We start from the raw sequence: 13,849 nt of genomic DNA on the forward strand, positions 1-13,849 counted from the left end.
GACGGCGAGGTCGTGCGTGACGAAGAGGTACGCCACTCCCGTGCGGTTCTGGATGTCGATGAACAGGTCCAGGACGCGGGCCTGCGTCGACAGGTCGAGCGCCGAGACCGGCTCGTCGCATACGATGAGCCGCGGCTGCAGCGCGAGCGCGCGGGCGATGGCGACGCGCTGACGCTGTCCGCCCGAGAACTCGCGCGGCAGGCGGTTGCGGGCATCGCCCGGGAGCCCGACCTGGTCGAGCAGGTCGCGCACGCGCTTCTTGGCATCGGAGGCCGAGACCCCGGCGACCGTGAGCGGCTCGACGAGGATCTGCTCGACGGTCATCGAGGGGTTCAGTGACGAGTACGGGTCCTGGAAGACGACCTGGATCTCGGAGCTCAGCGCGCGCCGCGCGGAACGACCGAGGTGCGAGATGTCGCGCCCGTCGTAGGTGATCGTCCCGCCGGTCACCGGAGCGAGGCCGAGGGCGGCGCGGCCGAGCGTGGTCTTGCCCGACCCCGACTCCCCGACCAGGCCCACGGTCTCACCCGGGAGGATGTCGAGAGAGACGCCCTTGAGGGCCCGGAAGGGCTTCGCGCGAAAGCCCTTCCCGGGGTACTCGACGACGAGGTCGTCGATGGTCAGCAGCGGGGTGCTCATGCCACCACTCCGTTCTCGGCGCCGAGCGGCGGCCGCGCGGGACCCTCGTCGAGGATCGCGTCCAGCAGCGCCCGCGTGTACGGGTGCTGCGCGTCGTTGAAGATGGCCCGCACGGGACCCTGCTCGACGAAACGACCGTTCTGCATCACGGTCACCCGGTCGCACAGGTCGGCGACGACGCCGAAGTTGTGCGTGACCAGCAGCATCGCCATGTGGCGCTCCTGCTGCAGGTCGCGCAGCAGCTCGAGCACCTCGGCCTGCACCGTCACGTCGAGCGCGGTGGTGGGCTCGTCGGCGATGATCAGCTCGGGATCGGTCGAGATCGCCCCGGCGATGAGCACGCGCTGCGCCATGCCGCCCGAGACCTCGAAGGGGTAGGCGTCGAACGTGCGCTTCGGCTCGGGAATGCCCACGCGGGCGAGGAGGTCGAGCGAACGCTCCCGCGCGTCCTTGGCTGAGAGGTGCAGGTGCTTACGCAGCGGCTCGACGAGCTGGCTTCCGATGGTGAAGGCCGGGTCGAGATTGCTCATCGGCTCCTGGGGGATGTACCCGATGCGCTTGCCGCGGACACCGGCGTACACGCGCTCCGAGGCGTCGGCCAGGTCGACGCCGTCGAACGAGATGGTGCCGCCGGTCACCGAGCCGCCGCGGGGCAGGAGCCCCAGCACGCCGAACGCGGTCTGGGTCTTGCCGGAGCCCGACTCGCCGATCAGTCCGTGCACCTCGCCCCTGCGGATGTCGAGCGAGACGCCATGGACGACCTCGATGTGCGATCCGTCGGCCTGGTCGTACCCGACCCGCAGGTCGCGGACGCGGAGCACCGCTTCGGTGGATTTGCTCCGCGCGTCCTCGCGGTGAACGATCACGTCGCCGTCCGCGACCTCGGGGATCTCGTCGGGGTCGGTGAGGTCGCCCCCGCCGAGTGCCACAGAGGTGGTCGCGGTGGCGATCGAGCCGGTCGCGGTCAGCACCGCGCGACGGCGACGGCGACGCACGGTGACGGTGCGCTCGAGCTCGTCGCGCAGCACGTTGGCCAGGAGCGTCAGGGCGATGCAGGTCAGGGCGATCGCGAGCGAGGGCCAGATGAGCAGCACGGGGTTCTTGTAGATGTTCTTGAAGCCGTCGGTGAGCATCGAGCCCCAGGTGGGGACGTTGACGTCGCCGAGACCGAGGAATTCCAGCCCCGACTGGATCGCGATGGCGATGCCGGCGATGATCGCCGACTGGATGATGATGGGCGCCCGCACGACCGAGAAGACGTGGCGTCCGATGATGCGGAGGTCGCTGAGTCCCGACACGCGCGCCGCGTCCACGTACAGCTCGCTGCGCACCGCGGTGACCGAGGCGTAGACGAGGCGGAAGTACGCGGGGGCGAGCAGGATGCCGAAGATCACCATCGACAGCCAGACCGAGGGGCCGAGCACGGCGCGTGCCGCCAGCAGCACGACGATGCCGGGCAGGGCCATGTTCAGCTCGGTGACCCACGTGGCGGCGGTGTTGAACCAGCCCTGGTAGTAGCCGGCGATCAGGCCGCTGACCACACCGAGGACGACGGCGACGGCGAGGGCGATGAGGGCGGCGGCGATGCTCGTCTGGGTCGCCGCGAGCAGGCGCGAGAGCACGTCGCGGCCGCTGCCGTCGGTACCGAGGAGGTGCGCGCCCGAGGGGCTGGCGAGGATCGCCCGGATGTCGGCGAAGTTCGGGTCCTGCGGGGCGATGAGGGGGCCGACGACCGCCAGCACCGCGATGAGGGCGAGGAAGCCGAGCGAGACGAGGCCGACGGGGCGCCGCAGCAGGCGGCGGAACAGCGCCACGCGCACCGGGGCGACCGGAACGGTGGGAGGAACGTCGATGGCGGTCATGACAGTCGCACCTTCGGGTTGAGAGCGGCCTGGGCCAGGTCGATGAGGAGGTTGACCACCACGACGATGATCGCGAAGGCGATCACGAGACCCATGACGACGGGGATGTCGCCCTGCGTCGTGGCGCGGACGCTGAGCTGACCCATGCCGGGGATGGCGAAGATCTGCTCGACGATGACCGCACCGCCGAGGAGCCCGACGAACTGCACGGCGAGCACCGCGAGGGCGGGGCCACCGGCGTTGCGCAGCACGTGGCGGTAGATGACGGAGTTCTCGCTGAGGCCGCGCGCGCGGAGGGTGCGGACGTAGTCGCGCGAGGTCGCGTCGATCACCGAGCCGCGCACCTGTTGCGCGACGGTGGCGATCGCGCCGATCGAGAGAGCCACGATCGGAAGGACCACGGATGCCACCCACCCGCTGAACGAGGTGGTCAGGGGCGTGTACCCGGTGGCCTTGAACCAGCCGAGGTTCACCGCGAACACGAGCACGAGAAGCAGAGCGATGAGGAAGCCCGGAACGGCGAAGCCGACGAGGGAGAGGAACTGGACGCCCGCGTCGATCACGCCGCCGCGGCGGGCGGCGAGGACACCGAGAAGGATCGAGAGGATCGCCGCGACGAGGGTCGCGCCGATGACGATCGAGAGGGTGACGGACAGCCGGCCGCTGACGCTCACCGAGACGAGCTCGCCGTTGAACCAGCTGCGGCCGAGGTTGCCCGTGACGGCGGAGGAGAGCCAGTCGCCGTACTGCACGAGGAGGGGGCGGTCCAGGCCCAACTCGGCGGTCTTCTTGGCGACGGTCTCGGCGGTGGCGTTCTCGCCGAGGATGCGGCGGGCGATGTCGCCGCCCGCGGCGTAGAGGAGGGTGAACGCGAGGAAGGAGATGACGGCGATGAGCACGACTCCGGAGAGGAGTCGGCGCACGATGAATGCGAGCATGTGTGGTCCCTGGGGTCCGGGTCGGTCCGTCCGCGCCGGAGCGCGGACGGACCGACGGACGGATCAGTTCTTCGGCGAGAAGTCGAAGATCGACGGGTAGGCGTTGGTGGGCCAGAACTCCAGGTTCGTGTTCGCGTCGGTGGCGAACGTGCCCTGGACGCGGAAGAACGGGGCGAACCAGGCCTGGTCGACGATGTACCTGTTCAGTTCCTTCGCCGCGGCGTCGGCTTCATCCTGCGAACCGTTCTGGATCGTGGAGATGAACGCGTCGACCTTGGGGTCCTGAGAGTGGAACGGGTTGAACGTCGCATCGGGAGCGATCATGAAGTTGATCAGCTGCCAGTCGGGGTTCTGCTCCAGGGCCATCCACGTCGCCGGGTACTTCGGGGCGAGCATGTCCGTGATGAGGTTGCCGACACCGGGGTCGGTGTAATTCACCGTGATGCCGATATCCGACAGCTGCTGCGCGACGAGGTCGAACGTCTGCTGGAACGCGGGGACCGACATCATGTTGATCGAGAAGCCGTTGGGGTAGCCCGCCTCGGCGAGCAGCTTCTTGGCGGCGGTGGGGTCGTACGGGTAGGTGCTGTCCAGCTTCTCGTCGTACGCGGCCGAGGTTGCGGGGAAGACCTGCTCGGTGACGGTGCCGTACCCGCTCTGCAGCGACTGCAAGAGGGCCGGGCGGTCGAAGGCCATGTTGATGGCCTGGCGGACCTTCACGTCGGCGAGCTCGGGCGCCATGGTGCCGGCGCGGTCGAGCAGGAGGAGACCCTGGAAGTCGAGCTCGTTGGACTCGATCGTCCAGCCGGCGCCCTCGACCTCACTGATGGTGTTGTTGTCGGCGATCTTCGCGCCGTTGGCCTCGCCGGCGCGGATGGCGTTGAGGGTCGCCGTCGGGTCCTCGAGGACGTTGATGGTGAGGTTCTGGTACTTCACCGCGTCCTTGTTCCAGTAGTCGGGGTTCGCGGTGTAGTTGTACGTGGTGCCCGTGACCGACGACGCCGTGTCGAGGATGTAGGGGCCCGAGCCGACGGGGTTGGTCGCGACGTCGGCGTTGCCGAACGAGGACGGCGCCTCGATGAGGCCGGGGGCGATCGAGAGCAGATTCACCAGCGACGGGTCGGGAGCGGACTGGGTGATGGTCACCGTGGTGGCGTCGACGGCGGCGAACTCCTTGCCCGCGAGCGTGGCGGCCTGCGGCGAGGTGCCGTCGCGGAAGCGCTCGAGGCTCGCGACGACGGCGGAGGCGTCGAGCGTCGTGCCGTCCGTGAACTTCACGCCGTCCTTCAGCGTCAGCGTGAGGACCGTGTTGGCGTCGTTGTACTCCCACTTCGTGGCGAGCCAGGGTTGGATCTCGCCCTTCGAATCCTTCTGCAGGAGGGTGTCGAACACCGCCTGGAAGAACGGGCTCCGGTTGCCGTACTCGGCGCCGGCGCCGATGTCGTAGCTCGTGGGCGAGGCGATCGCGGTCAGCGTGAGTCGATCAGCGCTGCCAGACCCCTCGGTCCCCGACCCTCCGCCGGAGCATCCCGTCAGCACGAGTGCTGCCGCGACGGCGAGGGCTGCTGTGGCCTTCCATCGGAACATCGTTGGTCCCTTCATCGTGGCGATACCCCGGTGGATCGCCCTGCGCCGAGACGGTAACAGCAATTCCAAGCGCTCGCTAGATTTTAGAAGTGAAAAACTAGCGGTCGCTAGAAATTCGTTATAAAACGTTTCATGGGAAGGTCGCTCGCTCAGCCGATGGAGTCCTGTGCGAGCGGATACGGTGGCTCAATGACCCAGACGACGCGCACCGCGCGCAAGCCGCGGGGGGAGTACGCCAAAAGCGAGACGACCCGCCAGGCGATTCTCGACGCCGCGCTGGAGGTGTTCGCCGAGTCCGGGTTCCGGGCCGGTTCGCTTCGGGAGATCGCGCAGCGCGTCGGCATGAGCGAAGCGGGACTCCTCCACCACTTCCCGCGCAAGAGCGCCCTGCTCCTCGCCGTTCTCGACCACCGCGACGAGGCGGCGCGCGCCGTGGTCGACTTCGACCTCACCGACGGTGCCGCCACCCTCCAGGGTCTCGTCGAACTCGCCGCGATCAATGCCTCGATGCCGGGCGTCGTCGAGCTGTTCTGCACGCTCTCGGCCGAGGCGACCTCTCCCGCGCACCCCGCGCACGAGTACTTCCAGAAGCGGTACATCTATGTCCGTTCGCGACTCACGGATGCCTTCGAGCTTCTCCGGGTGGCCGGACGCCTCGTCGAAGGGGTCGACCCCGCCCGGGCGGCGGTCACGACGACCGCGCTCATGGACGGCCTGCAGGTGCAGTGGCTCCTCGATCCCGCCTCGACCGACATGTCCCGCGACCTCGCCGCGCACTTCCGGCTGCTCGTCCGCGGGTTCGACCTGCAGGCCCTCGAGGACGTCCTCGACCTGCGGGCGGGGGAGGCCCCGTGATCCGCGAGCCCTTCCTCGAGGGGTGGACGGTCGGCCCGAAGCGCGGTGCCTTCGAAGCGCAGGATGCCGCGACCCTGGCGCACGTCACGCTTCCGCATGACGCCCTCCGTGATCTGCCGCGCTCGCCCGACAGCCCGCAGGGGGCGACGTCCGGCTACTACCCGGGCGGGGTCTTCGAGTACGTGCGGGAATTCGACGTCCCGGAGTCGTGGCGCGACAAGACCGTCGTGTTCGAGTTCGAGGGCGTCTACCGCGACGCCGTCGTGTTCGTGAACGGCGAGCGGGCGGCCCACGAGGGGAGCGGCTACGCGGCCTTCACGGTCGAGGCCGACGCGTTCCTCCGCTTCGGCGAGACCAACCGCCTGAGCGTCGAGGCCCGGGTGCACAAGGACTCCCGCTGGTACACCGGGGCCGGCATCCATCGTCCCGTCCACCTCGTGGTCGCCGATCCCGTGCACGTGCCGCTCGACGGCGTGCGCGTGACGACGCCCGACATCGACGACGAGCGGGCGATCGTCGCCGTCTCGACGCGCGTGCGCAACTCCACCCGGCACACGCGGACGACGCGCCTGTCCTGGGACGTGCGCGACCCCGCGGGGCGGTCCGTCGCGACGGGGTCCTCGCCCGTCACCGTCCTGCCCGGAGAGGATGTCGTCGCCCGCGCCCGTCTGACCGTCGAGCGCCCGCAGCTCTGGAGCATCGACACCCCGGCGCTCTATGAGCTGCACACCGCGCTCGCCGACGAGGGTGACGCGACGCCGCTCGACACGGATCGCACGGTGTTCGGCATCCGGTCCCTCCAGCTCGACCCCGTGCACGGGCTCCGCATCAACGGCGAGAGCGTGACGCTCCGGGGCGCCTGCGTGCACCACGACAACGGCCCCCTCGGTGCCGTCTCGATCGCGGCTGCCGAGGATCGTCGCGTCCGGCTGTTGAAGGAGGCGGGGTTCACCGCGATCCGCAGCTCCCACAACCCGGCTGGCCGCGCGCTGCTCGACGCCTGCGACCGCCACGGCATGGTCGTGATGGACGAGCTCGGGGACGTGTGGACGCGGGCCAAGACGGCGTTCGACCACTCGGTGCGCTTCGCCGACGAGTGGCGGGCCGACGTCGAGGCCCTCGTGGCCAAGGACGTCAACCACCCGAGCGTGATCCTGTACTCGATCGGCAACGAGATCCTCGAGGTCGCGAGCCCCCACGGAGCGGCGTGGAGCAGACGACTCGCCGAGGCCGTGCGTGCTCTCGACGACACCCGCTTCGTCACGAACGGGATCAACGGGATCATCGCGAACCTCGAGCGCATCGCCGACGCGCGCGCCGAGCTCGCGGCATCCGATCCCAACACGCTCATGGCGGGGCTCGGGGCGCAGATGGCGGCGATGAACGCATCGGAGCTCGTCACGCGCACGATCGAGGAGTCCGCCGCCGTCCTCGACGTCGTCGGCTTCAACTACGCCGACTCGCGGTACGCGCTCGACGCCGAGCTGTTCCCGAACCGCGTGATCGTGGGGTCCGAGACCTTTCCCGAGCGCATCGGGGCGCTCTGGCCGCTCGTCTCGGCGCTCCCGCACGTGATCGGCGACTTCACCTGGACCGGGTGGGACTACCTCGGCGAAGCCGGGATCGGCCGGGTCGACTACGTCGACGCTCCCTCGGATGCCCCGACCGACACGGCCGGTCCGTACCCGTACCTGTTCGCGGAGTCCGGAGACCTGGATGCCACGGGCCACCGGCGCACGGTCTCGTTCTTCCGCGAGATCGTCTACGGCCTGCGCACCGAACCGTTCCTCGCCGTGCACCGGCCGCAGTACTACGGCCGCCCGACGGCGGTGACCCCGTGGTCGTGGGACGACACGGTGGCGAGCTGGTCGTGGGACGTCCCCTCGGGCTCGCCCGTCGTGGTCGACGTCTACGCCGACGCCGACGAGGTCGAGCTGCAGCGCGACGGGGACACCGTCGGCGTCGCCCCGGTCGGCGAGGCGCGCGAGTTCACCGCGCGCTTCGACACGGTCTACGTGCCGGGAGAGCTCACCGCGATCGCGCGCCGCGGCGGCGTCGAGGTGGGGCGGACGACGCTCCGCTCGGCCGCCGGCGAGCCGGGCCTGGTCGCGCGGGCGGAAGCCGCCACCATCGGCGCCGGTCTCGACGACCTCGCGTTCGTGCGGATCTCCCTCGAGGACGCGGCCGGTGTCGTGCCCTGCGACGGCGACGTCGTGGTGAGCGTCAGCGTGTCCGGTCCGGGCGTGCTCGCGGGCCTCGGCACGGGCCGGGCGCGCACCGAGGAGCCGCTGTCGGCGGCGTCGGTGACGACCTACGACGGCCGCGCTCTCGCAATCGTGCGCCCGACCGGGGCGGGCGAGATCACGGTGCGGGTGACGGCTCCGGGGTGCCGCGCGGTGGAGGCGAGGGTGCGCGCGGGCGTGTGAGACCGTCGAGGGCTACCGTCGTGATATCGAGGCGCGCGTGCGGCCTGTTTGCCTCCGTTATGGAGGTGAGGCTCGGAAATGCGCGTCGCGGAGTTGAGAGGCGTACCAATATCCGGTGATTTTGGATTTGGCCGTATACCCAAAGTTCTCATGGCAATGAACATGTCCGTCGCACTGGTTACCTTCGCTAATCGCGTGGTTCGCCAGCTGTCGGTGCTACAGGACCACTTCGTATCACTCGTCGACCAGGCGGCAAAACTCCTGCGAATCGGCGTGAAGCACCGACCGACTCGCGAGGCTCGGGGCGGGCGCGCAGTGAGGGGCTGCTGAGGGCGTCCTCGGTGACGAACTGCCATGGTCGGGTGCCCCGCCGTAGCCGGATGAGATATTGTGCTACATTTTTTTGAACCGACAGAACGGGGATGCGTGGCGCCGATCTGGGAGAGCTCGAGCTTCAGGCACGACATCGACAAGCACGACCAGATCTACGCGATGCTGAACGCTACGTACACGGCATCGGTTCCAGAGGAGGCTCGGAACGGGGGAGTCGTGAGACTCTTCATCGGTCCCGAGCATGCGCAGACAGAACGGGAAGTCGAGATCCTCGTTGAGGAGTTCAGCGACGGTCGGGAAGCTCGGATCTTCCATGCGATGCATCTGGGATCGAAGTTCCGTAGCTATCGAGAGGAGAATCCTGATGGCTGAGAAGAAGACCCCACAGACCAACGAAGAACTGGCCTACCGGCTGGCGGAGGACCCGGCGCACCCGCTCCCCGCGCCCGTTGATGTGCGTACAGGCGAGAGCGCGGCGGCGTACGGCCGCGAGTTCTTGCTGCGCGAGTTCGGTGACGAACAAGCCATCCAGGCGGCGATGCGAAAGCCTGGACGACCCCGCAAAGCGACGGTCAAGGTGGCCGCCCGAAAGGGCGCGTCGCCGACCGTGCGCGCTCGAGTGACAGATGCCGACTTCGACACGCTGGCACTGATCGAGGCCAAGACGGGTAAGACTGAGAGCGAACTGGTCCGCGAGGGTGTCGCGCTCGTCATTGCGCGTTACGCGTAGAGACCAGCTTGTCCGCGGCGAGATGGTGACTTACCGCTCCTCTTTCCGTCTCCCGAGCGTCAGCGTCGAGACCAACCCGAGCGTCAGGAAGCCCGCGGCCGTGAACGCCGCGGCGCGCGTCCCGTCGCTGAAGGCCGCGCGCGCGTCCGCCGCGATGTCCTGGGTCGCGGGGGACTGCCCGAGTCCCGCGATCGCCGCGCCCGCACTGTCGACCACCTGCGAGACGACCTGGTCGCGCTGGGCGGCGGGGATCCCGCGATCGTCGAGCGAGCCTGCCAGGACGCCCGCCGTGGTCGAGAAAAGGACCGTGCCGAGGATCGCGACGCCGAGGGCCGCGCCCAACTGCCGTGAGGTCGACTGCGTTCCCGACGCCTGGCCGCTCGCGGCGGGCGGGACGTCGGCGAGGACCACTCCGGTGAGCTGCGCGGTGGCGAGTCCCACCCCGAGGCCGTAGACGAACAGGAAGGGGATGAGCGGTCCCCAGGTGGCATCCGGTCCGATCGTCAGGGCGACGCCCGCGACGCCCACGATCTCGGCGAGGAGGCCGCCGCGCACGACCCACACGGGGGAGGCCTTCCCGCTGAGGGCGCCCGCGATCCCGCTCGCGACGAACGAGCCGATCGCGAGCGAGAGGAGGAGGAGTCCGGTCTGCAGCGCATCGAAGCCGACGACGAACTGCAGCCAGAGCGGCAGGGCCAGGATGATCCCGAACTCGCCGAGCGACACGACCGCGGCCGCGATGTTGCCGTTGCGGAACGATCCGATGCGGAACAGGTCGAACGCCAGCAGGGTCGAGAGGCCGCGCCGCTGCCGCCGGACGCCCCACGCGATGAACCCGGCGAGGGCGACGACCGCGACCGCGAAGGCGATCGGCACGGGGGAGAGCTCGAGAGGCCAGGTCCACGCGCCGATCGTGGGGACGGTGTCGAGCGTCCACCAGCCGTACGTGCGTCCCTCGATGAGGGCGAACACGAGCGGTGCCATGGTGAGCACCGAGAGCAGCGCCCCGACGCCGTCGATCGCCGCACGCTGCTCGCTGCGCGACTCGGCGACGGTGAGCAGCACACCGATCACGATGAGGACGCCGAGCGGGATGTTGATGCCGAACGCCCACCGCCACGAGAACTCCGTCGTGAGCCACCCGCCGAGCAAGGGGCCGACGGCCGCCATTCCGCCGATCGTCGAGCCCCACACGGCGAAGGCGATGCCGCGCTCGCGGCCGCGGAAGGTCGCGTTGATGAGCGAGAGGGTCGTCGGCAGGATCATCGACCCGCCGATGCCCTGCACGAGCCGCGCCGCGATGAGGGCTCCGCCGGAGGGGGCGAGGGATGCCGCGATCGAGGCGAGGGCGAAGACGACCACACCGATGAGCATGAGGCGTCGTCTGCCGAACCTGTCGGCGAGACTACCGAAGACGAGCAGGAACGAGGCGAAGACGAGGGTGTAGGCCTCTTGGACCCACTGCACCTCGGTCGACGAAATCCCGAGATCCTCGACGATCGAGGGGACGGCCACGTTGACGATCGTCGAGTCGACGATGATCAGCGAGACGGCGATGCTGATGAAGACGAGCCCCGCCCAGCGGCGCCGGTCCATGCGTTCGTTCATGTAGCTAGCTTATCTAGCTACATGCGGGAAGGGCCATCCCTTGACGGGAGACGTCAGGAGTGATGCGAGGCCGCGCGAGGTGTCCCCGGTCGAGGCGCGCGCTCCCCGGTGGCGAGCGGGATCGGCGTGGTGCCGGCGATCTCGTCGCTGAAGTCCTCGGGCTCGGGGGAGACGACGGTGAGGGGGCGCGTCTCGTCCAGCGTCAGGCGGAACCGCTTGCTCTCATGACGGTGCACGCGGCCCGAGGACAGCGTCCACGCGACCCCGATCCCGCACGCGAGGAAGGCGACGACGGCGGCGAGGCCGATCGCGACGCGCGGGCCGAACTCGCTCGCGACCCCGCCCACGATCGGCGCGCCGACGGGCGTGCCGCCGAGGAGGATCGCCATGTACAGCGCGAGAACCCGCCCCCGCAGCGCGGGGTCGGTCGTGGTCTGGACGTAGCCGTTCGCGGTGGTCAGCGTCGTGACCACGCAGAAGCCCGTGAGCACGAGCGTCGCGGCGTACGCGCCGTAGCTCGGCGCGAACACGGAGAGAGTGGATGCCACGGCGAACCCGCCCGCGCCCAGGATCACGACGCGCATCCGGGCGCGCTCGCGGCGGGCGGCGAGGAGGGCGCCGGCGAGGGAGCCGATCGCGACGAACGAGCTGAGCAGGCCGAAGCCGTCGGCGCCGCGCCCGAACTCGAGCGCCATGGTCGAGGCGAAGATCGGGAAGTTCATGCCGAACGCGCCGAGCAGGAACACCATCGAGAAGATCACGATGAGGTCGGGGCGCTTCGCCACGTACCGGAAACCGTCCGCGAGTCGGGCGGGCCCGCCGCGGCGGTGGTGCACGACGAGCTCGTGCGGCCGCATGATCAGCAGCGCCGCGAGCATGGCGAGGAAGGTCACGGCGTTGACGAGGAACACCCAGCCCGTGCCGACGACGACGATCATGATGCCCGCGACCGCCGGACCGATGAGCCGCGCGGTGTTGAACGACGCCGCGTTCAGCGCGACGGCGTTCGAGGCGTTCTCCTTCTCGACGAGGTCGGAGACGAAGGTCTGGCGCGCCGGGTTGTCGAAGGCGGTGACCACGCCGAGCGCGAGAGCGAAGCCGTACATCAGGGGGAGCGTCATCGCGCCGGTGAGGATCAGGATGCCGAGGGTGAGCGCGAGAGCGAGCAACGCCGACTGCGTGCACATGATGAGCTTTCGCCGGTCGAAGCGGTCGGCGACCCACCCGGTGACGCTCACCAGCAGGAGCGGCGGGGCGAACTGCAGAGCCATGGTGACGCCCATCGCCGCGGCGTCGTTGTCGGTCAGCTGGGTCAGCACGACCCAGTTCTGCGCGGTCGCCTGCATCCACGCGCCCACGTTCGACACCAGCGCGCCGATGAACCAGACGCGGTAGTTGAACACCGAGAAGGAGCGGAACATCGCGCTCATCTCTCCGCCACCTTCCTCATGATCTCGGCCGCCGCGGCGAGCGTCTCCCGCTCGATGGGGCTCAACCCCTCGAGGGCCTCCTCGAGCCAGGCGTCTCGTCGGCGCACCGTCTCGTCGACGACGGCGCGGCCCGCGTCCGTCAGAGCGATCGTGACCTTGCGCCGGTCGTCCTCGTGCGGGGTGCGCGTGAGGTACCCCGCGTCTTCGAGGAGCGAGACGGTGCGGTTCATCGAGGGAGCGGTGACGCGCTCCCGCTCGGCGAGCCGGCCGAGGGTGTGCTCGCCGTGGATGGCGAGCGCCGCGAGGACCGCGAACTGGCCGTCGCTCATGGAGTCGACCGCGCGCTGCGCGCGGAGCCGCCGCGCCAGTCGGAACGTCGCCATGCGGAGGCCGGATGCCTCGGAGATGAAGACAGGGGTCGGGTCGGGGCGGCCGGTGTTCGTGCTGTTCGTCGTCATCTCAATCGTTAGCATAACTTATTAGTCTTGCTAACGGAATGGGTCGGGCGGCTCGCCCTAAGATCGGGCGCATGCCTGAGTTCGACGACGCCTACGGCATCACGATCGTCTACGACGTCTACGAGGCGACGACGCCCCGGGGCGTCGTGCAGCTGCTCCACGGCGTGGGGGAGCACGCGGGGCGCTACGCGGCGCTGATCGAGGCGCTCGTCGCCGACGGGTACACCGTCTACGCCGACGACCACCGGGGGCACGGGCGCACGGGCCTTCGGCAGTGGGGTGGCGATCACGCGAAGCTCGGGCGCCTCGGTCCCGGCGGTGTCGGCGCGGCGCGCGACGCGGTCTGGACGCTCACGCAGCTCATCCGCGAGCGTCACCCCGACCTCCCGCTCGTGCTCCTCGGGCATTCGTGGGGCTCGTTCCTCGCGCAGATGCTGCTGGATCGGCATCCGGATGCCTTCGACGCGGTCGTCCTGAGCGGCTCCGCCCTGCGCTGGCCCGGCGCTCTCAACCCCGGCGACCTGAATGCCCCGTGGAAGAAGCTCGGCGGCTCGGGCATGCAGTGGCTCTCGAGCGACGAGCAGGTGGGCCGGGACTTCGTGGCCGACCCGCTGACCACGTCGGTGCCGCTCGCGAAGCTCTTCGGGCCGATCGAGGCGGCGAAGCTCTTCGGGCGCCCGCGCCGCCACCTCGAGCGCGATGTCCCGGTGCTGTTGATGGTGGGGCGCGACGACACCGTGGGCGGACCGCGGAGCGTGCACCTGCTGGCTGACGCCTATCGCTCGCGTTCCGGCCTGACCGACGTCACGACCCTCGTGTACCCCGGGGCCCGGCACGAGATCTTCGCCGAGGTGCAGCAGGCCGAGGTGCGCGCCGACCTTCTGGCCTGGCTCGACGCCCGCTTCCCCAGAGCGTAGGTCCCTGAGCCCGTCGAAGGGTCCGGTGGCTTCGACGAGCTCAGCCGCCTCGCGCCCGGGCCGGGG

General features: G+C 69.7%; 12 protein-coding genes. 5 read left to right on the top strand and 7 right to left on the bottom strand.

Annotated elements, in window-relative coordinates; genetic code table 11:
* From NS220_RS10455 to NS220_RS10470, 4 genes are all read right to left on the bottom strand, one after another.
* Positions 1-639 (bottom strand): ATP-binding cassette domain-containing protein (locus NS220_RS10455; RefSeq protein ID WP_058623996.1); only part of this gene is annotated, 639 nt, incomplete at its 3' end.
* Entirely contained in the window at positions 636-2,501 is a 1,866-nt protein-coding gene (locus NS220_RS10460; RefSeq protein WP_058623997.1) for a dipeptide/oligopeptide/nickel ABC transporter permease/ATP-binding protein, read from the bottom strand. The genes NS220_RS10455 and NS220_RS10460, both read right to left, overlap by 4 nt.
* Positions 2,498-3,439 (bottom strand): ABC transporter permease, encoded by a 942-nt coding sequence (locus NS220_RS10465; protein WP_058623998.1) that lies wholly within the window; start codon positions 3,437-3,439, stop codon positions 2,498-2,500. Before NS220_RS10465 ends, NS220_RS10460 begins: the two co-directional genes overlap by 4 nt.
* Before the next feature lie 63 nt (positions 3,440-3,502).
* Complete coding sequence (locus NS220_RS10470) at positions 3,503-5,026, bottom strand: ABC transporter substrate-binding protein (protein ID WP_058623999.1); 1,524 nt, start codon at positions 5,024-5,026, stop codon at positions 3,503-3,505.
* Positions 5,027-5,215: 189 nt separating this feature from the next.
* On the opposite strand from NS220_RS10470, the gene NS220_RS10475 reads away from it, so the two are divergent.
* The 4 genes from NS220_RS10475 to NS220_RS10490 all read left to right on the top strand — a co-directional run bounded on the left by NS220_RS10475 (position 5,216) and on the right by NS220_RS10490 (position 9,370).
* Positions 5,216-5,881 (top strand): TetR/AcrR family transcriptional regulator, encoded by a 666-nt coding sequence (locus tag NS220_RS10475; RefSeq protein WP_058624000.1) that lies wholly within the window; start codon positions 5,216-5,218, stop codon positions 5,879-5,881.
* On the top strand, positions 5,878-8,307 hold the full coding sequence (locus NS220_RS10480) for a glycoside hydrolase family 2 TIM barrel-domain containing protein (RefSeq protein ID WP_058624001.1): 2,430 nt from the start codon (positions 5,878-5,880) through the stop codon (positions 8,305-8,307). Before NS220_RS10475 ends, NS220_RS10480 begins: the two co-directional genes overlap by 4 nt.
* 426 nt (positions 8,308-8,733) lie before the next feature.
* Positions 8,734-9,012 (top strand): hypothetical protein, encoded by a 279-nt coding sequence (locus NS220_RS10485; protein WP_058624002.1) that lies wholly within the window; start codon positions 8,734-8,736, stop codon positions 9,010-9,012.
* Positions 9,005-9,370, top strand: a complete 366-nt coding sequence (locus NS220_RS10490) for a hypothetical protein (RefSeq protein ID WP_058624003.1) — start codon at positions 9,005-9,007, stop codon at positions 9,368-9,370. Before NS220_RS10485 ends, NS220_RS10490 begins: the two co-directional genes overlap by 8 nt.
* A 30-nt stretch (positions 9,371-9,400) precedes the next feature.
* Here the strand turns inward: NS220_RS10490 and NS220_RS10495 are convergent, their stop codons facing one another.
* The 3 genes from NS220_RS10495 to NS220_RS10505 are packed head-to-tail and all read right to left on the bottom strand — an operon-like array spanning position 9,401 to position 12,866.
* Entirely contained in the window at positions 9,401-10,978 is a 1,578-nt protein-coding gene (locus NS220_RS10495) for a DHA2 family efflux MFS transporter permease subunit (RefSeq protein WP_058624004.1), read from the bottom strand.
* Positions 10,979-11,031: 53 nt separating this feature from the next.
* On the bottom strand, positions 11,032-12,408 hold the full coding sequence (locus NS220_RS10500; RefSeq protein WP_058624005.1) for an MFS transporter: 1,377 nt from the start codon (positions 12,406-12,408) through the stop codon (positions 11,032-11,034).
* Positions 12,405-12,866 (bottom strand): MarR family winged helix-turn-helix transcriptional regulator, encoded by a 462-nt coding sequence (locus NS220_RS10505; RefSeq protein WP_058624006.1) that lies wholly within the window; start codon positions 12,864-12,866, stop codon positions 12,405-12,407. The genes NS220_RS10500 and NS220_RS10505 overlap by 4 nt, the downstream gene beginning before the upstream one ends.
* Before the next feature lie 71 nt (positions 12,867-12,937).
* Between NS220_RS10505 and NS220_RS10510 the strand changes: the two genes are divergently transcribed.
* On the top strand, positions 12,938-13,783 hold the full coding sequence (locus tag NS220_RS10510; RefSeq protein ID WP_058624007.1) for an alpha/beta fold hydrolase: 846 nt from the start codon (positions 12,938-12,940) through the stop codon (positions 13,781-13,783).
* Positions 13,784-13,849: the final 66 nt, after the last annotated feature.

It is taken from the genome of Microbacterium testaceum (genome assembly GCF_001476655.1).
In the GTDB taxonomy this organism is placed as follows: domain Bacteria; phylum Actinomycetota; class Actinomycetes; order Actinomycetales; family Microbacteriaceae; genus Microbacterium; species Microbacterium testaceum_C.